At 65.4% G+C, this 24,817-nt stretch carries 24 protein-coding genes; 13 read left to right on the forward strand and 11 right to left on the reverse strand.

The features are described from left to right. Nucleotides 1-15 precede the first annotated feature (15 nt). Nucleotides 16-843 carry a 2,3,4,5-tetrahydropyridine-2,6-dicarboxylate N-succinyltransferase gene (gene dapD / locus L0V05_RS02905; RefSeq protein WP_234868316.1) on the forward strand — a complete coding sequence of 276 codons (828 nt, stop codon included), beginning with the start codon at nucleotides 16-18 and terminating at the stop codon, nucleotides 841-843. Nucleotides 844-850: 7 nt separating this feature from the next. Then, complete coding sequence (locus L0V05_RS02910; protein WP_234868318.1) at nucleotides 851-1,276, forward strand: GlcG/HbpS family heme-binding protein; 426 nt, start codon at nucleotides 851-853, stop codon at nucleotides 1,274-1,276. A gap of 7 nt (nucleotides 1,277-1,283) precedes the next feature. Here L0V05_RS02910 and L0V05_RS02915 read toward each other — a convergent pair whose 3' ends face one another. Further along, nucleotides 1,284-2,657: a hypothetical protein gene (locus tag L0V05_RS02915; protein WP_234868320.1), complete on the reverse strand. Its 1,374-nt coding sequence runs from the start codon at nucleotides 2,655-2,657 to the stop codon at nucleotides 1,284-1,286. A gap of 233 nt (nucleotides 2,658-2,890) precedes the next feature. Between L0V05_RS02915 and L0V05_RS02920 the strand changes: the two genes are divergently transcribed. After that, nucleotides 2,891-3,232 (forward strand): DUF8846 family protein, encoded by a 342-nt coding sequence (locus L0V05_RS02920; protein WP_234868322.1) that lies wholly within the window; start codon nucleotides 2,891-2,893, stop codon nucleotides 3,230-3,232. Here L0V05_RS02920 and L0V05_RS02925 read toward each other — a convergent pair whose 3' ends face one another. Further along, nucleotides 3,233-4,207, reverse strand: coding sequence for a Hint domain-containing protein (locus L0V05_RS02925; RefSeq protein ID WP_234868324.1), 975 nt, complete (start codon nucleotides 4,205-4,207; stop codon nucleotides 3,233-3,235). Between the two features lie 337 nt (nucleotides 4,208-4,544). Here L0V05_RS02925 and dapE point away from each other — a divergent pair, with 337 nt between their 5' ends. After that, nucleotides 4,545-5,699 (forward strand): succinyl-diaminopimelate desuccinylase, encoded by a 1,155-nt coding sequence (gene dapE / locus L0V05_RS02930; RefSeq protein ID WP_234868326.1) that lies wholly within the window; start codon nucleotides 4,545-4,547, stop codon nucleotides 5,697-5,699. Between the two features lie 7 nt (nucleotides 5,700-5,706). Here dapE and L0V05_RS02935 read toward each other — a convergent pair whose 3' ends face one another. Next, on the reverse strand, nucleotides 5,707-6,333 hold the full coding sequence (locus L0V05_RS02935; RefSeq protein WP_234868328.1) for a FecR family protein: 627 nt from the start codon (nucleotides 6,331-6,333) through the stop codon (nucleotides 5,707-5,709). A gap of 195 nt (nucleotides 6,334-6,528) precedes the next feature. Between L0V05_RS02935 and L0V05_RS02940 the strand changes: the two genes are divergently transcribed. Continuing rightward, nucleotides 6,529-6,951, forward strand: coding sequence for a GNAT family N-acetyltransferase (locus L0V05_RS02940; RefSeq protein ID WP_234868331.1), 423 nt, complete (start codon nucleotides 6,529-6,531; stop codon nucleotides 6,949-6,951). Here the strand turns inward: L0V05_RS02940 and L0V05_RS02945 are convergent. Then, on the reverse strand, nucleotides 6,948-8,165 hold the full coding sequence (locus L0V05_RS02945) for a winged helix-turn-helix domain-containing protein (protein ID WP_234868333.1): 1,218 nt from the start codon (nucleotides 8,163-8,165) through the stop codon (nucleotides 6,948-6,950). The genes L0V05_RS02940 and L0V05_RS02945 overlap by 4 nt on opposite strands. 278 nt (nucleotides 8,166-8,443) lie before the next feature. Here L0V05_RS02945 and L0V05_RS02950 point away from each other — a divergent pair, with 278 nt between their 5' ends. Then, nucleotides 8,444-9,682, forward strand: coding sequence for a cation:proton antiporter domain-containing protein (locus tag L0V05_RS02950; protein ID WP_234868335.1), 1,239 nt, complete (start codon nucleotides 8,444-8,446; stop codon nucleotides 9,680-9,682). On the opposite strand, the gene rlmN is transcribed toward L0V05_RS02950, so the two are convergent. Both rlmN and L0V05_RS02960 read right to left on the reverse strand, forming a co-directional pair. Further along, nucleotides 9,679-10,860: a dual-specificity RNA methyltransferase RlmN gene (gene rlmN / locus L0V05_RS02955; protein WP_234868337.1), complete on the reverse strand. Its 1,182-nt coding sequence runs from the start codon at nucleotides 10,858-10,860 to the stop codon at nucleotides 9,679-9,681. The two genes, L0V05_RS02950 and rlmN, sit on opposite strands and share 4 nt — an antisense overlap. Nucleotides 10,861-10,978: 118 nt before the next feature. Further along, on the reverse strand, nucleotides 10,979-11,524 hold the full coding sequence (locus L0V05_RS02960; protein ID WP_234868339.1) for an invasion associated locus B family protein: 546 nt from the start codon (nucleotides 11,522-11,524) through the stop codon (nucleotides 10,979-10,981). 190 nt (nucleotides 11,525-11,714) lie between these two features. Here L0V05_RS02960 and L0V05_RS02965 point away from each other — a divergent pair, with 190 nt between their 5' ends. After that, entirely contained in the window at nucleotides 11,715-12,710 is a 996-nt protein-coding gene (locus L0V05_RS02965; protein WP_234869185.1) for an asparaginase, read from the forward strand. A gap of 66 nt (nucleotides 12,711-12,776) precedes the next feature. Here the strand turns inward: L0V05_RS02965 and serB are convergent, their stop codons facing one another. Further along, on the reverse strand, nucleotides 12,777-13,649 hold the full coding sequence (serB, locus tag L0V05_RS02970) for a phosphoserine phosphatase SerB (RefSeq protein ID WP_234868341.1): 873 nt from the start codon (nucleotides 13,647-13,649) through the stop codon (nucleotides 12,777-12,779). Between the two features lie 155 nt (nucleotides 13,650-13,804). Between serB and L0V05_RS02975 the strand changes: the two genes are divergently transcribed. Together L0V05_RS02975 and serA are read left to right on the forward strand one after the other, a co-directional pair. Then, nucleotides 13,805-14,962, forward strand: coding sequence for a phosphoserine transaminase (locus tag L0V05_RS02975; protein WP_234868343.1), 1,158 nt, complete (start codon nucleotides 13,805-13,807; stop codon nucleotides 14,960-14,962). Nucleotides 14,963-15,047: 85 nt separating this feature from the next. Further along, the gene (gene serA, locus L0V05_RS02980; protein WP_234868345.1) at nucleotides 15,048-16,643 is read left to right on the forward strand and encodes a phosphoglycerate dehydrogenase; all 1,596 of its coding nucleotides are present in this window, start codon (nucleotides 15,048-15,050) and stop codon (nucleotides 16,641-16,643) included. A gap of 146 nt (nucleotides 16,644-16,789) precedes the next feature. Here serA and gnd read toward each other — a convergent pair whose 3' ends face one another. Then, nucleotides 16,790-18,211, reverse strand: a complete 1,422-nt coding sequence (gene gnd / locus L0V05_RS02985; RefSeq protein ID WP_319937703.1) for an NADP-dependent phosphogluconate dehydrogenase — start codon at nucleotides 18,209-18,211, stop codon at nucleotides 16,790-16,792. A gap of 182 nt (nucleotides 18,212-18,393) precedes the next feature. Here gnd and L0V05_RS02990 point away from each other — a divergent pair, with 182 nt between their 5' ends. Continuing rightward, nucleotides 18,394-19,143: a metallophosphoesterase gene (locus L0V05_RS02990; RefSeq protein ID WP_234868347.1), complete on the forward strand. Its 750-nt coding sequence runs from the start codon at nucleotides 18,394-18,396 to the stop codon at nucleotides 19,141-19,143. Here the strand turns inward: L0V05_RS02990 and L0V05_RS02995 are convergent. Continuing rightward, nucleotides 19,127-19,315 carry a hypothetical protein gene (locus L0V05_RS02995; RefSeq protein WP_234868349.1) on the reverse strand — a complete coding sequence of 63 codons (189 nt, stop codon included), beginning with the start codon at nucleotides 19,313-19,315 and terminating at the stop codon, nucleotides 19,127-19,129. The genes L0V05_RS02990 and L0V05_RS02995 overlap by 17 nt on opposite strands. A 330-nt stretch (nucleotides 19,316-19,645) precedes the next feature. Between L0V05_RS02995 and L0V05_RS03000 the strand changes: the two genes are divergently transcribed. Further along, nucleotides 19,646-20,815 (forward strand): acetyl-CoA C-acyltransferase family protein, encoded by a 1,170-nt coding sequence (locus L0V05_RS03000; RefSeq protein ID WP_234868351.1) that lies wholly within the window; start codon nucleotides 19,646-19,648, stop codon nucleotides 20,813-20,815. 166 nt (nucleotides 20,816-20,981) lie between these two features. On the opposite strand, the gene L0V05_RS03005 is transcribed toward L0V05_RS03000, so the two are convergent. Further along, on the reverse strand, nucleotides 20,982-21,941 hold the full coding sequence (locus L0V05_RS03005) for an L-malyl-CoA/beta-methylmalyl-CoA lyase (RefSeq protein ID WP_234868353.1): 960 nt from the start codon (nucleotides 21,939-21,941) through the stop codon (nucleotides 20,982-20,984). A 262-nt stretch (nucleotides 21,942-22,203) separates the two neighbouring features. Between L0V05_RS03005 and dgcN the strand changes: the two genes are divergently transcribed. Continuing rightward, nucleotides 22,204-23,208 (forward strand): N-acetyltransferase DgcN, encoded by a 1,005-nt coding sequence (dgcN, locus tag L0V05_RS03010; protein ID WP_234868355.1) that lies wholly within the window; start codon nucleotides 22,204-22,206, stop codon nucleotides 23,206-23,208. Nucleotides 23,209-23,214: 6 nt separating this feature from the next. Here dgcN and L0V05_RS03015 read toward each other — a convergent pair whose 3' ends face one another. Beyond that, entirely contained in the window at nucleotides 23,215-23,694 is a 480-nt protein-coding gene (locus L0V05_RS03015; RefSeq protein ID WP_234868358.1) for a Flp family type IVb pilin, read from the reverse strand. Between the two features lie 158 nt (nucleotides 23,695-23,852). On the opposite strand from L0V05_RS03015, the gene dgcA reads away from it, so the two are divergent. Then, nucleotides 23,853-24,815 carry an N-acetyl-D-Glu racemase DgcA gene (gene dgcA, locus L0V05_RS03020; protein WP_234868360.1) on the forward strand — a complete coding sequence of 321 codons (963 nt, stop codon included), beginning with the start codon at nucleotides 23,853-23,855 and terminating at the stop codon, nucleotides 24,813-24,815. The last annotated feature ends 2 nt before the right edge of the window (nucleotides 24,816-24,817 follow it).

Here is a 24,817-nt window from a genome sequence, read left to right on the forward strand (position 1 = left end):
AACCGGAGTGCCCCGATGACCCACGCTGCCCTGGAAACCGCGATCGAAGCCGCCTGGGAGGCGCGGGACGGGATCTCGCCTTCGACCAAGGGCGAGACGCGCGAGGCGATCGAAGCGGTGCTGGAGGCACTGGACAAGGGCGCGCTGCGGGTGGCCGAGCGGAAGGCGGACGGCCAGTGGCAGGTGAACCAGTGGGCGAAGAAGGCGGTGCTCCTGTCGTTCCGGCTGTCTGACATGTACGAGATCTCGGGCGGGAACGGCGGGTCCAACTGGTGGGACAAGGTGCCGTCGAAGTTCCAGGGCTGGACCGAGGCCGACTGGCGGGCGGCGGGGTTCCGCGCGGTGCCGGGCAGCATCGTGCGGCGGTCGGCCTATATCGCGAAGGGCGTGGTGCTGATGCCGAGCTTCGTGAACCTCGGCGCCTATGTGGACGAGGGCAGCATGGTGGACGGCTGGGCCACCGTCGGCTCCTGCGCGCAGATCGGCAAGCATGTGCACCTGTCGGGCGGCGTCGGGATCGGCGGGGTGCTGGAGCCGATGCAGGCGGGTCCGACGATCATCGAGGACAACTGCTTCATCGGGGCGCGGTCGGAAGTGGTCGAGGGCTGCATCGTGCGCGAGGGCTCGGTGCTGGGGATGGGTGTCTATATCGGCAAGTCCACCAAGATCGTCGACCGCGAGACGGGCGAGGTCATGTATGGCGAGGTGCCTGCCGGGTCGGTGGTGGTCGCGGGGTCGCTGCCGTCGAAGGGCGGCGTAAACCTCTATTGCGCGGTGATCGTGAAGCGAGTGGATGCGCAGACCCGGGCCAAGACCTCGATCAACGATCTCTTGCGGGACTGAGCGGCCGATGGCGCTGACGCTGGCTGCCGCGCAGGGGATGGTTCAGGCCGCGCTGGCCCATGCGCGCACCGCCGGGTTCCGGCCGCTTTCCGTCGTGGTGCTGGATGCGCGCGGAGCGGTGATCGCGGCGGCAAGCGAGGACGGGACGAGCCTGAAGCGGTTCCAGATCGCCAAGGCCAAGGCCGACGGGGCGCTGGCCTTCGGCCTGGGCTCCCGCGCGCTGGAGCGGATGGCGGCGGCGCGGCCGACCTTCTATGCCGGGGCGGCGCATGTGGTGGACGGGCTGATCCCGGTGGCGGGGGCCGTCCTCGTGCGCGACGTGGCGGGCGCCCTGATCGGCGTGGTCGGCGTTTCGGGCGACACCTCGGACAATGACGAGGCCGCCGCGATCGCCGGCGTTACCGCAGCCGGCCTGGTTGCCGACGGCGGCTGACGGCAGATCAGTTGAACCAGAAGAAATAGGCCAGCGGCCCGCCGTCCAGAACGCGTACGGCGCCCTCCATCGTCGAATCCGGGGCAAGGGCGCCCTTTTCGATATAGGGAATGGCCCCGGACCCGGTCAGCAGCAGGACAAGGTCGAAGCGGCGCGGCTCCTCGAACATGCGGCGGATGTTCAGGCCCTGATCAGACGGAAACCGCCAATGTGGAATGAGCAGCGTGCCGTTCAGAACGGCCTCCGCCTCGTCCAGAAAGTCATTCCAGGCGGCAAGTGTCTGGTCTGTCACCCGCATGTTCGAGAACGGTCCGATCTGACGGGGCGAGGGTAGCCATTCCCGGTCATCGTCGGTCTCGGCGAGGACAAGCGCCCAGCTCTGACGGCTGAGTGCGATCATGTCGAGCAGGTGCTGACGGGCAGATACCATCCGTGCGGGTTCGACAACCGGCCAGTCCAGCAGATGCGCGAAGGCGACCAGATCGCCGACGCTTGCCGACCACAAGGCTGTCATGGCGCTTTGGCAGGCCCAGGCGCTCTCGATCCGCTCCTTTTCCTCTGGGGTGAAATCCCCGCTGCCAGTGCCATAGACACGATCGTAGTACCATTCGGGCATCTCGCAATCTGCTCCGATGGCTGCAACGATCAATCGTTGCTGCTGAGCGGCCTCGCGCAGCGGTGCGGATGCCAGGCTCGAGGAAGGAAACAGGTCCTGAAAGGTCAGATCGACCGATCGGTCGAAATCATGCGCCAGCACAAGATCTGTCACCGCCTCAAGCAGATGCGCATAGCCGCGCAGCCACGGGACATCGCCTTCGTCGAACCGGATCGACCCGAGATCTTCCGGTTCGAGGCCCGAGATCCCCGCCCAAAGCGTGGAGAAGGTCCGCATCGTTGCGGGCGATCCGGTTCCAGCGAAATCCAGCCTGATCTCTCCGGCCTCGATCGGCAGTTCGACTGGTCCCGGAGGCACGGCGGCAAGCGTCTTTTCCGCCCGGGCAAGCTCCGATCCGAAGTCCAAGAGAATTGCGCGCAACGCCTCAGGTGTCATGGGCTGCGGATGGGAGTTTGGCGGCACCGGCAGGCGCAGGATCGGCAGTTGGGCAATCAGGCTGTCATCCGCCGGTTCGGCGATCAGGCCAAGGCGGTAGAGACCCCGGCCCAACCCCTCGACCGCCCCAAGAAACTGCGCCGCACCGAGCGCAAACTGCGCTTGTGCGTCGCCTGGCACAGTGTCGAGCCGGTCGGCAGCCGCCTGTTCTGCCGCATCGATCCGTCCGGATTTGAGCAGCCGATCGAAATCTTCCGCAAAGGTCTGCGCTGCTGCTGGTGTCTGCAACGCAAGACACAGCGTCAGCCAGAGAGCCAGTATCCGCCACATCATATCCCCTCCCTTTCGCCGGCATGGGAGTCTAGGGCAAGCCCTGAAGCCCGCATTGACATGGAACAACCAGCCGAAAGGCCGCTGGCCGGGCGCCTAGTCTATATCCTGCCGGACTGGCCAGACCGCTTCGATTGTCCCTATCGCTATTTCCCCAGCCGCCGACATATGCCACAGGGATTGCGACGGTTCCTGGATTTCCTGAAAACCGAGCGCGCCAGCGAGGCCCCGAGATGAGCGACGAAATCCCCTCTCCCAAACCCAAGCGGTCGCAGCAGGTCTATACGCTGCTGGTCGAAGTCGGCCGCAAGAGTGGCGACGGGCTGCCGGACAAGGCGACGGGAGCTGCGCTGCTATGCTATGCCAGCGGCGTGGACGAGGCCGAAGCGGTGCGCGAGACGGTGGCGATCCTGAAGCAGGCCGATCTTGCTCCGCTGGACGTGACCGGTCACGGCACGCTCGAAGAGAGGCTGAAGGCCGGGGATGAGATCGGCGAGGAAGAGCGTGGCCTGATGGACCGTGCCCTGACCGAAAACTCGGTGATCGTCGCGCAGATGACGCCGTTCTACGACTGATCAGGCAAAGCGGCTGCGGGCGCCGCCCGAATGGGCATCGCGCAGGGCGATCGTCTCGGACCGGGTCAGGCGGCGGATGCCGTAAGGCGTCCCGACCGCGAGCGCGCAATCGCCCGACCGCACCAAAGCCGCGCGACCGAAATCGAGCGCAACCCAGGGCAGGACCGTCTGACGGTCCTCGACCAGCACGCGGGTGCCATCGGCCAGGTCGCGCGCCTCGGCCAGAACCTCGTCCTCGCCGGTCAGGTACTCGACATCGGACCCTTTGAGCACGATCGCCTGAGGGGGCGTCACAAGCAGGTCGGCCCGCGCACCAAAATAGGAGGCCCGCAACCTGAGTGGTGCAAAGCTGCCCTTGGCCGGCAGATCCTGACGCCGGACCGAGAGAAGTGGAAGCGGCCCCTGATCGAGGGTCAGCAGCACGTCGCCCGGCTGCAGACGACCAACCGGAACAGGCCCGCGCCGGGTTTCCACCGGGGTCAGCGGGCCAAGCCAGGCTTCGGCTTCGGGCATCCAGCCATCGGTCGCGCCGAACCACAGCAGGGCCGGATCGCGCTTCTGGTCCGGACCGCCGCGGGTCAGCGCTTCGACAAGCGACGTGCGCATCGCCATGACGCCACCGCCACCCGTGGCAATGGTCCGCCCGCCCTCCGGCACAATGCGCAGTGTCCAGCGGTCGCTTACGCGGTCCCAGCTGAAGCGTAACTGCGCCAGCGTCGGACCGGGTGGTATCTTTCCGGGCAGGTGATGTCGGCCCAGCCTGTCACCCTGGCGATGAAACAGGGCAAAACCCGCCTCGGGCTCGTACATCAGCCGCAGCGCGCTCCGGCCTGCCTCCTGCGCCAAGAGGAGGCCGGCGCGCGGCAAGGGAAGGGCAATCTCGAAGATCAGCAGACCGCGATGCAGTTCGGCCTCGGCGACAGGGGGCAGAAAGCGGTCGCAATCCGACAGGGCGATCCAGGTGCGGGCGGTCATGTCCGCAGCCCTGCGGTTTGACCGGGGGCGCGGTCGCTAATGGAAATGCCTGCTCTCATGTTCGCCTCTGCTTAAGGCGGAACAGACAGCGACATTCGTCCCGGCCGAAGCCGCGAAGGTCGCACATGCCTGTGGGCTCTTTGGCCCTGTCTGTCCTGCCTCGGGACGTGTTCTTTCCGGTCAGCCTAAGGGCAGTTACATGAGCTTTCCAAGACAACCCTTTGATCCATCTTGAAAGACCGCCGCAAGGTTGCAGCCGGGACACAGCAGGCCGTCCGGTTGCACCATGCTGGCCGACCGGCTATCGCTGCTGATGTCCGCAAGAGAGGAACGCGCCATGTCCGCCCACACCCCCGTCGACCCCGTCGCGCTAACCGCCGATCTGGTGCGCTGCAACTCGGTCACCCCAGCCGAGGGCGGGGCACTTGTGCTGCTGGAGAAGCTCTTGTCGGGTGCCGGTTTCGACTGCACGCGGGTGGATCGTGGCGGTATCGCCAATCTCTATGCGCGGTGGGGGCGAAAGGGCTCGAACCGCAGCTTCGGCTTCAACGGTCATACCGACGTGGTTCCGGTGGGCGACGCCGCAGCCTGGACCCACGACCCCTTCGGAGCCGAGATCGTGGATGGCTGGCTTTACGGACGCGGTGCGACCGACATGAAATCCGGGGTCGCGGCCTTCGCCGCTGCGGCTGTCGATTTTGTCCGCGAGACACCGCCCGACGGTGCCGTGATCCTGGCCATCACCGGCGATGAAGAGGCGGATGCAGAGGATGGCACGGTCGCCCTGCTCGACTGGATGGCAACCCAGGGAGAGGCAATGAGCGTTTGCCTCGTCGGTGAGCCCACCTGCCCGGAAACCTTTGGCCAAGCGATGAAGATCGGCCGGCGCGGGTCGCTGACCGCCTGGTTCACGGCGGAAGGCGTGCAGGGCCATTCCGCCTATCCCCATCGCGCGAAGAATCCGGTCACGGCGCTGGTGCGGCTGATGGACCGGCTGGCGAGCCACGAGCTTGACCGCGGCACCGACCACTTCGACGCCTCGACGCTGGCAATCACGACGATCGACACCGGCAACCCGGCAACGAACGTCATCCCTGCCATTTCGCGCGGGACGGTGAACATCCGTTTCAACGACCTGCACTCCGGCGCCTCGCTGACGGACTGGCTCAGCGCCGAAGCGGCGAAGGTGCAGGCCGAGACCGGGGTGAAGATCGCGCTCCGGGTTTCGATCTCGGGCGAAAGCTTCCTGACTCCGCCGGGGGCGTTGTCGGCGCTGGTTGCGAAGGCCGTAAAGGCCGAGACGGGGCTGGAGCCAGAGCTTTCGACATCGGGCGGGACCTCGGATGCGCGCTTCGTCAAGGATCACTGCCCGGTCGTGGAATTCGGGCTGGTCGGCAAGACCATGCATGCGGTCGACGAACGGGTCGAGGTCGACCAGATCCGCAAACTGAAGGCCGTCTATTCGCGGGTGCTGCGCGACTACTTCGCCTGACCGTGGATTAATCCCGGAACGCCACGGCGGCCAGTGCCCGGTCAACTTTGGCCTGCGGCCATACGACGGGTGGCGATGGCGGGCTGGCCGTGGTCCGGAGCGTGGTCCCTTCGCCAGGACCGAGCGTGACATTCTGTCCGGCGTTGCCGACCCGTGCCTCGCCGCTCAGGACAAGCACACCATAGCTGTCGTCGATCGGCCCGGCCCAGAGCGTCGTGCCCCGTACGGCGATCGCCGCGAACCGGGTTCGGATGCGGACATGCCCGCCGTCCGGTCCTTCGACCGCACCGCCAGTGAACAGAAACGCGCCATCAAGCAGCCGGATGCCAAGCGCGCCGCCGGGTTCGGCAGAGGAGAAAACGAACCGGTCCAGCCGCAGCGCCGCCTCCGGCCCCATGGTGATGTGGCTGTCATCGACCAATCGCAGATCAAGACGTGCAGCCTCGTATGTGTGCAGGACTTCGTCAAAGAATACGTCCGAATTGCGCGCCAGGTCCCTCACTCGATCCGCCGACTGGGCAGTGGCGCGGTTCTCAATGCGCTCGACCGTTCCGATCAAACTGTCACCCGCCAGCGCACCCGCGCCCACCGCAAGTGCAGGGAGGCTCGTCAGGGCACAGAGGAAGGGACGCATGGGGTTCTCCTTCTGGGCGAGGCACTGTCCCATATGTTGAGGCGGGTTGGCGTTCTGCACAAACATTCCCGCCGCATTCGCCGGTCGACCGGCTCCGACTGCCCGCAAAACAGGCAAACTGCAAAGACACCGCCCTGATTGACGTCAGCGGCGAACTGTCCCAGAGCGTCAGCAAAGCCGACTCCAGAGAGCATGATGACCGCCACCATTGCCGAAACTGATGATCTGGCCACCTGCCGCCGCCTGCGCCGGATCGTGTTCATTGACGAGCAGGGGGTCAGCGAGGCCGACGAGATCGACGACAGGGATGGCGAAGCGATCCATCTGCTGGCGGTCGCGGATGGCCGACCCCTCGGGACGGCGCGGCTGCTGATCGAGGGTCACATTGGCAAGATCGGCAGGGTATGCGTCTTGCAGGAAGCCCGCGGCACTGGCTTGGGCGCGGCCCTGATCCGGGCGGCGGTGGAGCGGTTGCGCAGCGTTCCCGGCGTGAAGAAGGCAAAACTAGGTGCTCAGGTCCACGCGCTTGGCTTCTACGAAAGGCTCGGCTTCACCGCCTATGGACCGGTCTATGACGATGCCGGGATCGAACACCGCGACATGGTGCTGGCGCTCTAATCCTCTAGCGTCTCGCGCCGCCAGCCATCGAGGAATTCGACCCGATCGCACCCCGCGAAGCGCGCCATACGGTCCAGTTCCGCCTCAAGCCGCGCCATCCGCCCGGCGCCGAAGCTGACACCTCGTTCCGGCCAGAGCGCGCGGACCCGAAGGACCCCTTCGTCGCGATAGGCCTTCATGTCGATGCGTCCAACGATCCGGTCGCCTTCCAGCAGCGGGAAGACGTAGTAGCCGTAGCGGCGCTTCGGCTCGGGCACGAAGACCTCGATCCGGTAGAAGAAGCCGAACAGCCGCTCGGCCCGGTTACGGTCGCGGAGCGCCGGGTCGAATGGTGAGAGCAAACGCAGGCGACCGGGCGGTCCGGGCAGTGCTGCGGCTTCCGCCAGCGTTCCGGGCCAGACGAAACTCTGGCGAAGCGCCCCGTCGTCGCCCTGGACCGCGATCGCCTCGATCCGTCCTTCTGACAACGCGTCGCGGCACCAGTCCTTCGCGTCCTGCGGCGAGATGAGCGCCCAATAGGCCGCCAATTCGCCCGATGTGGCAAAACCCAGCCGGTCAAGCGCCGTGGAACAGGCCCAGTCGACGGTTTCCTCGTAGGCGGTCTCCATCGATCTGACATCGGCGGGAATGACATTCTCGGTCAGGTCATAGACCTTGCGGAAATTGTCTCGCCGGGTGATGGCCAGCTTGCCGCTGAGCCAGAGCCATTCGAGCGCAGCCTTCGAGGGGTGCCACTCCCACCACCCTCCTTTCGAGCGCGCCTCGTCCTCGCCCACCTCGGCGGTGGTGACGGGACCCGTCGCGGCGATCCGGTCGAGGATCTGGTCGAACTTGCTTTCATGGGCGTCGCTGCCCAGCCAGGCCCGCCAGCGTTCGGCCCGTGTTTCCTCGTGCCGGCGAAAGCGGTGGCGCCAGTGGGGATAGACCTCGACCGGCAGGATCGAGGCATCATGCGTCCAGTGTTCGAAAAGGCGGCGGTCGCGTTCGAGCAGCCGGTCAAGCGCGGCCGGGCGGTAGGCGGGGCGGCGCGCCGAAAGGATCATGTGATGGGCCCGCTCGACGGTGCTGATGCTGTCCACCTGCACGAAGCCGATCCGGTTGATCAGGGCGCAGAGGTCATCGCCCTTGCCCGGCCCGACCGGCGGCTCGCCAAGCGCGTGGCGGTGCAGGAACAGGCGGCGGGCGGCGGAATTGGACAGGGTTGGCGGGTTCATGACATCAGCAATATCAGGTAGAGACGCAGGATCAAAGCGTGAACATCCGCCCACAGGGAAATGCGACGGTCTTCACCACCGCGGCGCACAGCCGCAACAAATGCCGGGAAAGCCGGGATTTTTGTCGCTGATGCAGTTGAACTGGAGGGTCATCGCCCCCAAGCTTCGGCCTACACCCCGGAGTAACCCGATACCGGAGGGTGCGCCGCGTTCGCGTGGTGCCGCCCGGACCGGGGACAGCCTTGTCGCTCGGAGAACCAGTGCACCACGAGACATCCTTGATCACGACCATCGCCGTCGGCCTTGCGCTTGCCTGCATCCTTGGTGTCGTCGCGCATCGTCTGCGCCTGCCGCTGATCGCAGGCTATCTGGCGGCCGGCGTCGTCATCGGCCCCTTCACACCGGGCTATGTCGCGGATCAGGAGATCGCCTCGCAACTGGCCGAGATGGGGGTGATCCTGCTGATGTTCGGCGTCGGCCTGCATTTCTCGCTTAAGGACCTGCTGTCGGTCCGGCGCATCGCGATACCCGGTGCGATCGGGCAAATCGCGGTCGCCACCGCCTTCGGTGCCGCCCTTGGAATAGCGCTTGGCTGGGGTGTCGGGGCGGGCCTGATCTTCGGTCTGTCGCTTTCGGTCGCTTCGACCGTCGTGCTCTTGCGCGCCTTGCAGGATCGCGCCCTCGTGGCCGAGGAGCAGGGCAGGATCGCTGTTGGCTGGCTGATCGTCGAGGATCTGGTGATGGTGGTGGCGCTGGTGATGATCCCGCCTTTGGCCGGGCTGCTGGGCGGGCAAAGCCAGCCGGTCGATGCGAACACGGCTGAGGTGGCGCGTCTGGGTTTCGGCACCGTGGGCGCGACGCTGCTGCTGACCGCCATCAAGGTGACGGCCTTTGTCGCGGTCATGCTGATTGGCGGGGCGCGGGTTGTGCCATGGCTCTTGCACTACACCGCCCATACCGGCCAACGAGAGCTGTTCCGCCTTTCGGTCCTGTCCATCGCCCTTGGCGTGGCCTTCGCCGCCTCGGCAATCTTCGGCGTGTCCTTTGCACTTGGCGCTTTCTTCGCGGGCATGGTGATGTCCCGCTCGACCCTGTCGGCGCAGGCGATGAAGGATACGCTGCCCTTCCGCGATGCCTTCGCTGTGCTGTTCTTTGTTTCGGTCGGGATGCTGTTCAATCCGAACGTGCTTGTCGAGCAGCCGGTCGCACTGGCGGTGACGATCCTTGTCATCATCGCCGTCAAGTCTGTCGCAGCCTATGGCATCGTCCGGGCCTTCGGTTACGACAAGGAGGTTGGCCTGACCATCGCCGCGAGCCTTGCCCAGATCGGCGAGTTCTCGTTCATCCTCATCGTCATGGCCGAGGGGCTCGACATCGTTCCGCCCGAGGCGCGCGACCTGATCGTCGCGGGGGCGCTCGCCTCGATCCTGTTCAACCCGCTGATGTTTGCGGTGCTGGACCGCCGCCGGACCCGCAAACAGGCAGCAACAGCCAAACCCGAAACGGCGGAGGCCTAAAGCCCGGCCTCGGCAGCGATTTCGGCCCGGCTCTTGCGCGCGCGTTCGGTGGCCGACTTGAGCTGGCCGCAGGCCGCCATGATGTCCTCGCCGCGGGGGGTGCGGATCGGGCTTGCGTAGCCGGCCTTGTAGACGATATCGGCGAAGGCCTCGATCCGCTCCCAGTCCGACCGCTCATAAGGCGCACCGGGCCATTCGTTGAAGGGAATCAGGTTGATCTTGGCCGGGATACCCGCGATCAGCTTGACCAGCCGCTTGGCATCGGCATCGCTGTCGTTCACGCCCTTGAGCATGACGTATTCGAAGGTGATCCGTTCCGAGTTCGACAGGCGCGGGTACTCGCGCAGCGCGTCGAGCAGGGTCTTGATGTTCCACCGCTTGTTGATCGGCACGAGCTTGTCGCGCACTTCGTCGGTCGTCGCGTGGAAGCTGACGGCCAGAAGGCAGCCGATCTCTTCCGCCGTGCGGGCGATTTCGGGCACGACACCGCTGGTCGAAAGCGTGATCCGGCGGCGGCTGAGGGTCAGCCCCTCATTGTCCATCACCACCTTCATCGCGTCGCGGACATTCTCGAAGTTGTAGAGCGGCTCGCCCATGCCCATCAGCACGACGTTCGACACGAGGCGCGTTTCGTCCTTCGGCTCGCCCGGCACCGGCCATTCGCCAAGATCGTCGCGCGCCAGCATCACCTGACCGACGATCTCGCCCGCCGTCAGGTTGCGCACCAGTTTCTGCGTTCCGGTATGGCAGAAGGAACAGGTCAGCGTGCAGCCGACCTGGCTGGAGATGCAGAGCGTCCCCCGCCCCTCTTCCGGGATATAGACCGTCTCGACCTCATGCCCGCCGGCGATGCGCACCAGATATTTGCGCGTGCCATCGGCGCTGATCTGGCGGCTGACGACCTCGGGCACCTCGATGGTGAAATGCTCGGCCAACAGCGCGCGGTAGTCCTTGGCAAGATTGGTCATCGCCGCGAAGTCGCGCAGGCCGAAATGGTAGATCCATTGCCAAATCTGGCCGACCCGCATCTTGGCTTGTTTCTCGGGCGTGCCCGCCCCGATCAGCGCGTCGCGAAGTTGCTCCCGCGTCAGGCCGACAAGGTTCGTCCGGCTGCCTTCAGGCAGCTTGCGCGGGATCGTGATCACGTCCTGGGTGATGGGCGCAGTGGCGTCGGTCATGGGAAGCCTCGGGCGAAACAGGCGCTTCATATAGGGGATTTCACCGGAAAACGGAACCGGCGGGAAAAAGAAAGCCCCGCCAGGGCTGGCGGGGCATCGGCAAGGCTTGCCTTACGGCTTACTTGCAGCGCGACTCGGCTTCTTCCATCGCCGCGGTGAAGCCCAGCAGCGAGAAAGTGTCCTTGGTCTGCGTGCCGCGCGCCGACCGCGCGGTCAGCACCGCCGACTCACCCGCCTTGAGAGCAGCCAGAACCGACGCATCGTCGCTGGAATTCTGCGGCCAGGCCCATTCGCCATCCACGAACAGCTCGAAGCTCTTGTCGCCGACTTTCAGGTTCACGGTCGAGCCCGGCGCGAAGGGATAACCGCCGGTAAAGGACACTTCGCCGGCAGCGCCAGTGCCGGGACGGAAGGTCACGAACAGCCGGATATCGCCACGCCGCACAGAAGCGGGCTTGCCATCCTTGGTGTTGACGCTTTCCTTCGGACTGGAGACGCCCCAGCATTCCTTGGGGTTTTCTTCCGCAAAAATGGCCCAGTCGGTCTTGGTCGCGACCCGGTTGGTCGATTCCTGTGCCAAGGCCGGCAGCGCGGCGCCGCCCGCAGCGGTTGCCAGAACGGCGACCCGTAGGAAACCGGCGAACCAAAGTGCCCGAGATGTCATGTCTTTACAGCCTCCAAGCTGCGTTTTGCCCCTGACCCGCCGGCCTGTGGCTGCCTCTGCCGGCAGCTTTTCCTGTGGCGCGGGCCAATTCAACTCGATATCCCTCCCATAACGCAAAAACCGCAGACCGCGAAAGCCCTTTGGGCACGTTTTTGCGCATGCGTGAAAGGGACTGGATCAAATGGCGGTCATGGATCGGGCACATCCGATGGTGGAACTTTGGCGGGGCGACCTGCTGGAAAGCGCCCATGCGGGACACGCGGTTGTCTGCGATCCGCAGGGCCAGATCCTGCGGGCCTGGGGCAACCCGGAAACGGTGATCTACCCGCGGTCGTCCTGCAAGATGATCCAGGCACTGCCGCTGATCGAAAGCGGGGCCGCGGATGCCGTAGGGCTGAGCGAAGAGCAGCTTGCGCTGGCCTGTGCCAGCCATGACGGCGCACCCATCCATGTCCGCATGGTCACCGAATGGCTGGCGCAGCTTGGCCTGGGCGAAAGCGACCTGCGCTGCGGTCCGCAGGAACCGTCGGACCATACCGAGCGAGACCGGCTGATCCGCACGGGCGAGGCGCCCTGCCAGATCCACAACAACTGCTCGGGCAAGCATTCGGGCTTCCTGACCTTGACGCAGCACCTCAAGGCCGGCCCGGAATACATCGAAATCGACCACCCCGTGCAACGCGCGATCAAGGCCGCGACTGAAGAAGTGACCGGAGAGACCTCGCCGGGATACGGAATCGACGGCTGCTCGGCACCGAACTTCGCCACCACGGTTCATGGGCTGGCGCGGGCCATGGGGCGGTTCGCGGCCGCGACCGAGCATGGCGATACGCGCAGCCGCGCGATGTACCGCCTGTCTCATGCGATGGCGCATCATCCGGAACTGGTCGAAGGCGATGGCAGTGCCTGCACCGAACTGATGCGTGCCATGGGCGGACGGGTCGCAATCAAGTACGGGGCGGAAGCGGTTTATACCGCGATTCTGCCAGAGCAGCGGATCGGCATCGCCCTGAAGATCGTCGATGGCGGCAAGCGCGCGGCCGAGGCGGCAATCGCACAGATTCTCGTGTCGCTCGGCGTGCTCGACACTGACCACCCGGCGACCTCGAAATGGCGCAACGCCATCCAGAGAAGCCGGCGGGGCTTTGTGACGGGCAGCCTCAGGATCGCCGACTCGTTCAAGTAGGCAGGGCGTCGATTCGTTTGCTTCGATGGGGAGGATCGGATGGGCAAAGTTGCCCATCCCACGCGGTCAGGAAAATTCGTCCGCCGCGTAGCCCTGCAGAAACAGAAGCGCCGTCAGGTCACCATGGTTGATGCGCAGGCTGCATTGCTCGGCCACGACCGGCTTTGCGTGCAGCGCGACCCCCATCCCGGCCCTGGACAACATGCCAAGGTCATTCGCGCCGTCGCCGACCGCGATCACCTCGTCCTCGCCGATAGCCAGCCGTGAGGCGATTTCCTCCAGCGCCTGCACCTTGGCCGCCTTGCCAAGGATCGGCTCGGCCACGTGGCCGGTTAGCACGCCATCTGCGGCCAGAAGCCTGTTCGCCCGGTTCTCGTCAAATCCCAGTCGCGCCGCGACCGGCCCGGTAAAGGCGGTGAAGCCGCCCGAGACCAGCGCCGCCCGCGCGCCGTTGGCCTTCATCGTCGCCACCAGCGTGCGCCCGCCCGGCATGTCGGTGATGCGGGTCGCCAGAACCTTGCCGATCACCGCTTCGGGCAAGCCCTTCAGCAGACCCACCCGTTCGCGCAGCGCGCCCTCGAAGTCGAGTTCGCCATTCATTGCCCGCTTGGTGATCGCCGCGACCCGTTCGCCCACGCCCGCCTCGGCGGCGAGCTCGTCGATGCATTCCTGCTGGATCATTGTCGAATCCATGTCGGCCAGCAGCAGCCGCTTCCGCCGCCCCTCTGCCGGCACCAGCGCCAGGTCCACGCCCAGGCCCTGCAGATCGGCCCAGACCTGCCAGAGATTCGCCGGTTCGTCCGCGAGCGGAAACTCGGCCGCCACCCCCGGCATCAGCCAGACCGCATCTCCCCCGCCCCAGGCGTTGCGAAGGCTCTCGACGGTCACACGGTCGAGGGCGGGTCGGTCGGGCGAGGTCAGAAGGACGGCGACATGCATGGGGTGAAGTTTCCGATAGTGGAGAGCGGTGTCGCTTTTTCCGCGACAAGCGGCGCATTACGACGATTTTCCGGCTTGTGCCAGTGCCGTGGCCCCCGTATTTCCGGCGGCGGGACACCCCTCCCCAACGGGGGGCACATATCTGGAAGGATACCATGTCTGACCTGCAGACCCCGGCGACGCGGCCGGCAAACCCGCGCTTCTCCTCTGGCCCCTGCGCCAAAATCCCCGCATTCGATCTCTCGCTTCTCGCCGATGCTCCGCTCGGCCGCTCGCACCGTGCCGCCATCGGCAAGGCGAAGCTGAAAGAGGCGATCGACCTGACCCGCGAAATCCTCGGCGTGCCTGCCGACTATCGCATCGGCATCGTTCCCGCCTCGGACACGGGCGCTGTCGAGATGGCGATGTGGTCGCTTCTGGGCGCACGTCCGGTCGAGATGCTGGCCTGGGAAAGCTTCGGCGAAGGCTGGGTGACGGATGTGGTCAAGCAGCTGAAACTCGACGCCGTGGTCAAGAAGGCCCCCTATGGCGAGATCGTCGATTTCAGGACCGTCGATTTCGACCGCGACGTGGTCTTCACCTGGAACGGCACCACCTCGGGCGTTCGCGTGCCCTCGGGCGATGCGATCCCTCTTGACCGCAAGGGCCTGACGATCTGCGACGCGACGTCGGCCGCCTTCGCGATGGACCTGCCCTGGAACAAGCTCGATGTCGTGACCTTCTCCTGGCAGAAGGTGCTGGGCGGCGAGGGCGCACATGGGATGTTGATCCTCAGCCCCCGCGCCGTGGAACGGCTGGAAAGCTACACCCCCGCCTGGCCGCTGCCGAAGATCTTCCGCCTGACCGCCAAGGGCAAGCTGATCGAGGGCATCTTCGAAGGCGAGACGATCAACACCCCCTCGATGCTCGCCGTCGAGGATTACCTCGTCGCGCTGAAATGGGCGAAGTCGGTCGGCGGGCTCAAGGGCCTCATCGACCGGGCGAACCGCAACGCGGCAACCATCGACGAATTCGTGGCCACCCGGCCCTGGATCGCCAATCTGGCGGCGGACCCGGAAACGGCTTCGACCACCTCGGTCTGCCTCAAGTTCACCGATGCCCGCATCACCGACGGCGCGGCCTTTGCCAAGGCGGTGGCCAAGCGGATCGAGAAAGCAGGCGCGGGCTTCGACCTCGGCTCCTACCGTGACGCGCCTCCGGGCCTGCGGATCTGGTGCGGCTCGACGGTCGAACAGGCCGATGTCGCGGCGCTGCTGCCGTGGATCGACTGGGCCTTCCACACCGAGATCGCCGAGACTGCCAAGGCGGCGTGAGATGCCGGGCGGGGTGAACCCCGCCCTACCGCAGGGCGGGGTTCACCCCGCCTTCCCCGACCAATCCCCATTCATGGAGCCCATCATGGCCCCCAAGGTACTCGTCTCTGACGAACTGTCCGAAACTGCCGTCCAGATCTTCCGCGACCGTGGAGTCGAGGTCGACTACATGCCGAAGCTCGGCAAGGACAAGGAAAAGCTCGCCGAGATCATCGGCCAGTACGACGGCCTCGCCATCCGTTCGGCCACGAAGGTGACCGAGAAGCTTTTGGAGAGCGCGACCAACCTGAAGGTCGTGGGTCGCGCCGGCATCGGCGTGGACAATGTCGACATCCCGGCCGCGTCGAAGAAGGGCGTGATCGTGATGAACACGCCCTTCGGCAACTCGATCACCACGGCTGAGCATGCCATCGCCATGATGTTCGCCGTCGCCCGCCAGATCCCCGAGGCCAATGCCTCGACCCATGCCGGCAAGTGGGAGAAGTCCCGCTTCATGGGCGTGGAGCTGTTCAACAAGACGCTCGGCGTGATCGGCGCAGGCAATATCGGCGGCATCGTCTGCGACCGGGCGGTCGGGCTGAAGATGAAGGTCGTGGCCTATGACCCCTTCCTGTCGGAAGAACGGGCGAAGCAGCTTGGCGTGCAGAAGGTCGAGCTTGACGATCTGTTGGCGCGGGCCGACTTCATTACGCTCCATGTGCCGTTGACCGACAAGACCCGCAACATCCTGAGCCGCGAGAACCTTGCCAAGACCAAGAAGGGCGTGCGGATCATCAACTGCGCCCGTGGCGGCCTGATCGATGAGGCGGCGCTGGTTGATGCGCTGAATTCCGGCCATGTGGCAGGGGCCGCGCTGGATGTGTTCGAGGTGGAGCCGGCAACCGAGAACCCGCTCTTCAACATGCCGAACGTGGTCTGCACGCCGCATCTCGGCGCCTCGACCACCGAGGCGCAGGAGAACGTGGCGCTGCAGGTGGCTGAGCAGATGTCGGATTATCTGCTGACCGGCGCGGTGCAGAACGCGCTGAACATGCCGAACGTGACGGCCGAGGAAGCGGCCGTCATGGGTCCGTGGATCAAGCTGGCCGATCACCTGGGCGCCTTCATCGGCCAGATGACCGACGAGCCGATCAAGGCGATCAACATCCTCTATGACGGCAAGGTCGCCTCGATGAACCTCGCTGCCTTGAACCAGTCGGTGATCGCGGGCGTGCTCAAGGCGCAGAACCCGGCGGTGAACCTCGTCTCGGCGCCAGTCGTGGCGAAGGAACGTGGCATCCAGATCTCGACCACCCGGCAGGACAAGACCGGCGCCTTCGACGCCTACATCAAGGTCACGATGGTCACCGACAAGCGCGAGCGGTCGGTGGCGGGCACGGTCTTCTCGGACGGCAAGCCGCGCTTCATCCAGATCAAGGGCATCAACATCGATGCCGAGGTCGGGCGCCACATGCTCTACACCACCAACGAGGACGTGCCGGGCATCATCGGCCTTCTCGGCATGACCATGGGCAAGAACGGGGTGAACATCGCGAACTTCACCCTTGGCCGGTCGGGCGTGGGGCAAGATGCAATCGCGATCCTCTACCTCGACCAGGCGATCAACCCCGACGTGGTGAAGACCCTCGAATCGACCGGCATGTTCCAGCAGGTCAAGCCGCTCGAATTCGACGTGGCCTGACGGACAGGCCAAACCCGAACAGGTCGGAAAGGGGGCCAGCCCTTCCGACCTTCATCGGCCCGCCTTCCGTCGATGGAGGCGGGTCGCTTGGTGCCAGGTGCAGACCTTTTCCAAGACGCTGACCGGAAACGGTTCTTGCTTTCGTCTCACTGGTGACCAGCCCAGGGCCCGTGATGGATGTCCAACCCGTCCAGCCGGTCGAAGCCATGTGCACCGAAGTAGTCGCGCTGCGCCTGGATCAGGTTGGCGGTGCCCCGTGCCGTCCGCATCATGTCGAACCATGTCAACCCCGCAGCAAGGGCTGGCACCGGCAAACCATGGAGCGAGGCGGTCGCGACGACCTTGCGCAGGGCGGTGTGGCAGCGCGAGAGATGCTCGGCAAAGACGGGTGCAAGGATCAGGTTGCGGGCCGGGTCCTGCTCCAATGCCTGCGACATGTCGTTGAGCATCGCGGAGCGGATGATGCAGCCAGCCCTCCAGACCTTGGCCACCTCGGGCAGTGGCACGCCCCAGCCGAACGACGTCGATGCGGTCGCCAGCATCTCGAACCCCTGCGCGTAGCAGAGGATCTTGCCGGCGATCAGCGCCTTTTCGAGATCGTCATCCGAAAGTGCGCCTGCCGGAAGGGGCTGCGGGGCCGGCCCGAACGCAGCCTCGCCCGCCTTGCGCGCCGCGAGCCGCGCCGAGACGTTTCGCGCTGCCACCGCCGCCTCGATCACCGGAACGGGCGTTGCGAGGTGCTGCGCTTCGATGGCAGTCCAGCGCCCGGTGCCCTTCTGACCAGCGGCATCGAGAATGATATCGAGCATCGGCTTGCCGGTTTCGGGGTCCTTCGCATGAGCGACAGCCCCCGAAATCTCGATCAGGTAGGATTTCAGCGGACCGGCATTCCAGCATTCGAAGATCGGGGCGATCTGGTCCGCAGACAGGCCCATTCCGTCGCGCATCACACCATAAAGCTCGGCGATCATTTGCATGTCGGCATATTCGATGCCGTTATGGACCATCTTGACGAAATGGCCCGCTCCGCCCGGCCCCATCCAGGTCGCACAGGGCGTGCCTTCGAACTTGGCCGAAATCGCCGTCAGGATCGGCGCGACCCGTTCCCAGGCCACCTTCGGCCCCCCGCCCATGATCGCCGGACCATGCCGCGCGCCTTCCTCGCCGCCGGAGACGCCCATGCCGATGAACGGAACGCCCTGCACCTCGGCATCCTTTGCGCGGCGTTCGGTATCATGGAATTCGGCATTGCCGGCGTCGATGATGAGATCGTCCTTTCCCAGAAGCGGGCGCAACGCCGCGATCTGCTGGTCAACCGCTGGTCCGGCCGGCACCATCAGGATGATCGCCCTTGGCGGACGGATCGCCGCCACCAGGGCTTCGAGCGTTTCCGCCGGCACGATCCGTCCGGCCAGATCACCCGCCAATGCCACGAATTCCCGGGTCACCGATGTCGTGCGGTTCCAGACCGCGATGGGGAATCCCTTTTCGGCGATGTTGAGCGACAGAGCCGCGCCCATCGTGCCCAGGCCCACCAGGCCGATCTCTGCCACTGCCTGCTTCGTCACCTTCGCCTCCGCGCCGAACCGGATCCAAGTGTTATCGGTAACGTGACGGGAAAGGCAGGTCAAACCTGGCACTCGGAGGGAGGAAGTTCATGTGCTAGCGCGGCGCATGCCCCCTGTAACCCGATCGCGGCTGCGTTTAGGCTCCCCGCGAAGGCGGGAGCCGGCAGGACTGCGGAGTTGGAATGCGAACCTATGCGATCGGCGACATTCACGGACACATCGATCTCCTTGAGGATGCCCATGCCAAGATCGCCCGCGACCGAGCCAAGCACGGCGACTTTGCCGCGCCGGTTGTCCATGTCGGGGATCTGGTGGACCGAGGTCCAGAAAGCCGTGCGGTGGTGGAGTTCCTTCGCGCTGGCGTCGCCGCCCGCAAGCCCTGGATCGTGCTGAAGGGCAACCACGACCGGATGTTCGCGAGTTTTCTGCGCGACATGAACTATCAGGACCCGGGGCTGCGTGCCGACCTGTCCTACTTGCATCCGCGCATCGGCGGAGCCGAGACGCTGGCGAGTTATGGTGTGCGCAGTGCCGCCGACCGTCCTGTGGCGCAGGTCCATGCAGACGCGGTGGCGAATGTGCCGTCCACACACCGCACCTTCCTTGAGATACGACCGACCTGGTTTCGCCGGGGCGACGTCGTCTTTGTCCATGCAGGAATTCGGCCCGGTATCCCGATGGAGAAGCAGAGCGAGGATGATCTTGTCTGGATCCGTCGTGATTTCCTCGAGGACCCGCGCGATCACGGCTTTATTGTTGTGCATGGCCATACCGCCATCCATTCGGCGACGAACTATGGCAACCGGATCAACATCGACAGCAGCGCGGCCTATGGCGGAGCATTGACCACGATCGTCCTCGAAGGTCGCGATGCCTATCTGCTCGAGGACGGCACGCGCCGCCTGTTGCCGCCGCTCAAACGAGGCGGCTGAGAACAATCCAGTAGCCCCCGCAAAGGGCTACCATCAGCACTGTCAGGACAACAAGCAACCGCACGTCGCCGCGCGTGACCTGGGCTCGCAGCAACAGCCGCACGCCCGCACGCAAGAGAAGCACCAGCCACAGCGCAAAGACGCCGGCCATCACACCGATCAGCACAGTCATGCTTCTGCTCCGTGAACTGTCGTAAACTCGGTAGGTCGCTGCCTCGTCGCGGCCCCGCCCGCCTGCGGAGCCTTAGACGCGCGAACCCCTCAGGGCAATACGGCGTCGCTGACCACATGGCCGACAGCCTCGAGACAAATCGGAGACTGCCATCATGCCGCGTTGTGCGGCCAACAAATTCGTCGGATCGTGTCTACGCAAACGGGGTTGCGGCGTGGACCGGCCCAACAGGATGGGGTCCGGTCCGGCAATTCCCTCTTCGACGCCACGTCACTCTCGCGGAGGGCGGAACGTGGACGCATGACGTGGTGAGACCTTGAGGAGACTGTCATGACCGGAATCGTGGTACTTTCTGCAGCCCGCACTGCCATCGGAACCTTCGGCGGTTCGCTCGCGGGGGTGACCCCGATCGAACTCGCGACCGTCGCGGCCAAGGCTGCGATCGAACGGGCCGGTGTGGCGCCGGACCAGATAGGCCAGGTCGTGTTCGGGCATGTCATCAACACCGAACCGCGGGACATGTATCTCAGCCGCGTCGCCGCTCTGCAGGCCGGTGTGCCGGAGGGGACGCCGGCGATGAACGTGAACCGTCTGTGCGGCTCGGGCCTGCAGGCGGTCGTTTCGGCGGCACAGGCCCTCATGCTGGGCGACGCCTCGGTCGCCCTTGCCGGCGGAGCGGAATCGATGAGCCGCTCGCCCTACACCCTGCCCGCCGCCCGGTGGGGCGTTAAGATGGGCGACACGACAGCCGTCGACATGATGACGGGAGCGCTGACCTGCCCCTTTGGCACCGGCCATATGGGCGTGACGGCCGAGAACGTCGCCGAAGCCCATGGGATCAGCCGCGAGGCGCAGGATGCCTTCGCGCTGGAAAGCCAACAGCGCGCCGCCAAGGCCATCGCCGAGGGGCGGTTCAAGGATCAGATCGCCCCGGTCGAGATCGCCTCACGCAAGGGCACGGTCGTATTCGACACCGACGAGCATCCGAAATCCACCACGCTAGACGCCCTGGCTGCCCTGCGCCCGGCCTTCCAGAAGGGCGGCACTGTGACGGCGGGCAATGCGAGCGGCCTGAACGACGGAGCGGGTGCCATCGTGCTAGCCCGCGAAGACGCGGTGTCCGGGCTGAAGCCCCGGGCCCGGCTGATCGGCTGGGGCATCGGCGGCGTCGCGCCGCGGGTCATGGGGCTCGGTCCGATTCCCGCGGTGCAGGCGCTACTTGCCAAGACCGGGCTCAAGGTCAGCGATTTCGACGTGATCGAATCGAACGAGGCTTTCGCGGCGCAGGCACTGGCCGTGAGCGAAGGGCTTGGCCTCGATCCGGCAAAGGTGAACCCGAACGGCGGCGCGATCGCACTCGGCCATCCGATCGGCGGATCAGGCGCGATCATCTTCACCAAGGCGCTCTATGAGCTTGAGCGGATTGGCGGAAAGCGCGCGTTGGCGACAATGTGCATCGGCGGCGGCCAAGGCATCGCAGTCGCGATCGAGCGGATCTGAAAACGGCAGCGCCCCGTGGCCGGGCCACGGGGCGTGCGTCCTCCCCTTGATGCTGCGTCAGGCCTCCCCTCCTGCCACAGCCCGGGTATTACGTCGCGTCACGACCTTGGTCTGACGGCGTGGCGGCATGATTGCCCGTTTTGTGGGCATCATGTCAACGGATTCTTCAATTTCCCGCGATCAGCTCGGCCTGCTTCACGATCACTTCGGCCTGCTTGATCGAGGCGATGTCCACGAGTCGGCCCTTGTAGACCGTCGCCCCCTCGCCGCGCGCCTTGGCGGCTTCCATCGCGGCAAGAATTTCGCGCGCCTCGGCTACTGCGGAGTCGGAGGGCGTGAAGACCTCGTTGGCAAGGGCCACCTGCTTGGGATGGATCGCCCATTTGCCAACCATGCCAAGCGTCGCCGACCGGCGGGCCTGCGCGCGGAACCCGTCATCGTCGCTGAAATCGCCGAAGGGGCCATCCACGGGAAGAATTCCATGCGTCCGGCAGGCCGCGACGATGGCCGCCTGCGCCCAGTGCCATGGGTCCGACCAGTATTTCGCGCCGTCGCGCAGCATGTAGTAGTTTTCCTGTGTTCCACCGATGCCGGTGGTCTGCATTCCCATGCTCGCCGCGAAGTCGGCTGCGCCAAGGCTCATCGCCTGAAGACGGGGCGACGAGGCGGCGATTTCCTCGACATGGGCGATTCCGGCAGCCGATTCGATGATCACTTCGAAGCTGATCGGCCTGGCCCTGCCCTTGGCCCGCTCGATGGCGGTCACAAGCGCATCCACGGCATAGACGTCTGCCGCGCAGCCAACCTTCGGGATCATGATCTGGTCCAGCCGGTCGCCCGATTGCTCCAGGAGATCGACCACATCACGGTACCAGAACGGCGTATCGAGCCCGTTGATGCGAACCGAAAGCGTCTTGTTGCCCCAGTCGATGCTGTTGATCGCCTCGACAATGTTGGCGCGCGCCTGCGGCTTGTCGGTCGGTGCGACGGAATCCTCGAGATCCAGGTTGATGACGTCGGCCGCACTGGCCGCCATCTTCTCGAAAAGCGCCGGCCGGGACCCCGGTCCGAAAAGCTGGCAACGGTTGGGGCGGGCAGGGGGAGCAGGTTGCAGGCGGAAGCTCATGGTCAGGCCTTCGGGTAACGATCTGTCGCTTGGTGCTCGAACGGCGATATAATATTGCTCGGCGCCGATCAAGCATCGTTTTGCGGCCGCAGCAGAAAACGCGGCATCGCAGCAATAGTAACTGCGGAAGAAACCGGCACCTGCGGCATTGACACGCGGGCCGGTCAAGGCCGCCAGACGGGGCACCTTGCGCAGGCCGCCGGGATGGGGAAGGTATCGGCAGACGCGCCGGGGCGGCCGGCGCATGGCTACGGAGACATCCATGATCCAGACACCTTACCTTCTGTTCCTCGGCGATGCGCCAGACCAGCTTGCGGCCAAGGTGGCACAGGGGATCAAGGACTGGCGGCCGGAATACGCGATCGGCCAGTTCCGGATGGAGGGATGCAAGGCTGATCTCGGCCTGCCGGACCTGACGCTGGCCGAAGCCAAGGCGAAGGGGGTCAAGACGCTGGTGATCGGCGTGGCCAACCGCGGCGGCGTCATCAGCCAGGCGTGGAAGAAGGTGCTGGTCGCAGCCTTGGAAGAGGGCTTCGACCTCGCCTCGGGCCTGCACAACCTCTTGCGCGACGTAGAGGATCTGGCAGCGGTCGCCCGCGCGACCGGGCGGACGCTGCACGACGTGCGGGTGCCCTCGGTCGACTACCCGATCGCCAACGGCAAAAAGCGGCGCGGCAAGCGGATGCTGGCCGTCGGCACGGACTGCTCGATCGGCAAGATGTACACTGCGCTCTGCGTCGACAAGGAGATGCGGGCGCTTGGACTGAAATCCACTTTCCGCGCCACCGGGCAAACCGGAATCCTCATCACCGGAGACGGTGTGCCGCTGGATGCAGTCATCGCCGATTTCATGGCGGGTTCGATCGAATACCTCACGCCCGACAATGACGACGACCACTGGGATCTGATCGAGGGCCAGGGTTCGCTGTTCCACGTGTCCTATTCAGGCGTGACGCTGGCGCTTGTGCATGGAGGACAGCCCGACGCCCTTATCATCTGTCACGAGCCGACCCGGTCGCATATGCGCGGCCTGCCGGACTACAAGCTGCCGACCATCGAGCAGGTCCGCGACATGGCCCTGACGCTTGCGCGCGTTGCGAACCCCGCATGCCAAGCCGTCGCAGTCTCGATCAACACCCAGCACATGACCGAGGCGGACGCGAAGACCTATCTGGCCGATGTCGAGAAACGAACAGGTCTGCCGGCGACGGACCCGTTCCGCTTTGGGGCGGGCAAGCTGGTGGATGCGCTGGTCGCCCTCGCCTGAGCCGCTTCAGGCGTAAAGCTTGCGAACTTCGGCGGCGCTCTTGTTGCCGGAAGGAACTGACATGCCACGCTCCTTCATCACCCGTTCGCGCACCGCTAGCCGATCTGCAGCAACTGCGTTGGTGCCGGTCATTGCTTTCGAGTAGTTGCGGGCATAGCTCGCGGCGAGTTGGGAGTCAGACATCCTGCTGGTGTACTCATAAGACCCGCGCACCCAGCTGTCCGGCCCGGATCCCCCACGATGCCGCGAGGAAACGGGATTGTACGAGGCCAGGAACTCTTCGGTCGTCTGCTCATGGCCAAGGGCGGTCGCCACGGTCGAGTCGACCGATGTGGCAACCCCGGCAGCCGCTTCGGTCGTGCTGCCGCCAATGCTTGTCGCAACAACGAGGCCCAGTCCGACAACGGCTGCGGTGATCACCACCCAATCGGTGGTAACCGCGCCACTTTCATCAGCCTTGAACCGCCGGAATACACCGTTCAGCATCGCTTTTGCCTCTCCTCGGGCATTCTGCCCAGGGCAACTCCCCTCCTCGGGTCCTTGAACCCGCACTGTCTTTTTGCGCTGGAATTCCGGCCAAAACTTGGTTTCTGTGCGGGTATTGCAGGGCGTCTTGCCCGAATTGAGGCGGTCGAGGGGCGTCCATGATCGAAATTGGAAACGATGTCTTCCGGTTGGCCCAAGTGTTTACGATTAGCCGCGGAAGCCGGACCGAAGCCAAAGTCCTCACGGTCAGGATCACCCGGGCTGGCCTGACTGGATGGGGCGAATGCGTCCCCTATGCCCGTTACGGCGAGACGCTGGAAAGTGTGACCGCGCAGATTGCCGGCCTGCCGCCCGACATTGCCCGCCCCGACCTCCAATCGGCACTCCCCGCCGGCGCCGCGCGGAATGCAGTCGATTGCGCCTTGTGGGACCTCGAAGCAAAGCAGTCGGGCAAGCGCGTGTGGCAACTGGCCGGACTTCCGGCACCGCATCCCGAGATTACCGCCTACACACTGTCGCTCGACACGCCCGAAAACATGCAGGCGGCGGCGGCAGCCAACGCGCACCGTCCTCTCCTGAAGATCAAGCTCGGCACGCCCGACGACATGCCGCGCCTAGAGGCGGTGCGCGCCGGAGCACCTTCAACGCCGATCGTCGTGGATGCGAACGAGGGCTGGACCGCCGAAGTTTACTCCGACCTTGCCCCGCATCTGGTCCGCATGGGGGTCAAGCTGGTCGAGCAACCGCTTCCCGCAGGCAAGGACGACATGCTGGCCGAGATCGCACGCCCCCTGCCCGTCTGCGCCGACGAAAGCTGCCACGATCGGGCGAGCCTGCCGAAGCTGAAAGGCAAGTACGACGTCGTGAACCTCAAGCTCGACAAGACCGGCGGGCTGACCGAGGGACTGGCGCTGAAGCAGCAGGCCTTGGCCGAGGGCTACGGCCTGATGGTCGGCTGCATGGTTGGATCAAGTCTGGCCATGGCGCCGGCGGTCCTGCTGGCGCAGGGCGCGATGTTCACCGACCTTGACGGGCCCCTGCTTCTGGCGGAAGACCGCCCGCATCCGTTGAAATACGACGCCGCCGGCGTCCACCCACCTGAACCCGAACTCTGGGGATGAGC

Source organism: Alitabrizicola rongguiensis (genome assembly GCF_021491355.1).
GTDB lineage: Bacteria > Pseudomonadota > Alphaproteobacteria > Rhodobacterales > Rhodobacteraceae > Aliitabrizicola > Aliitabrizicola rongguiensis.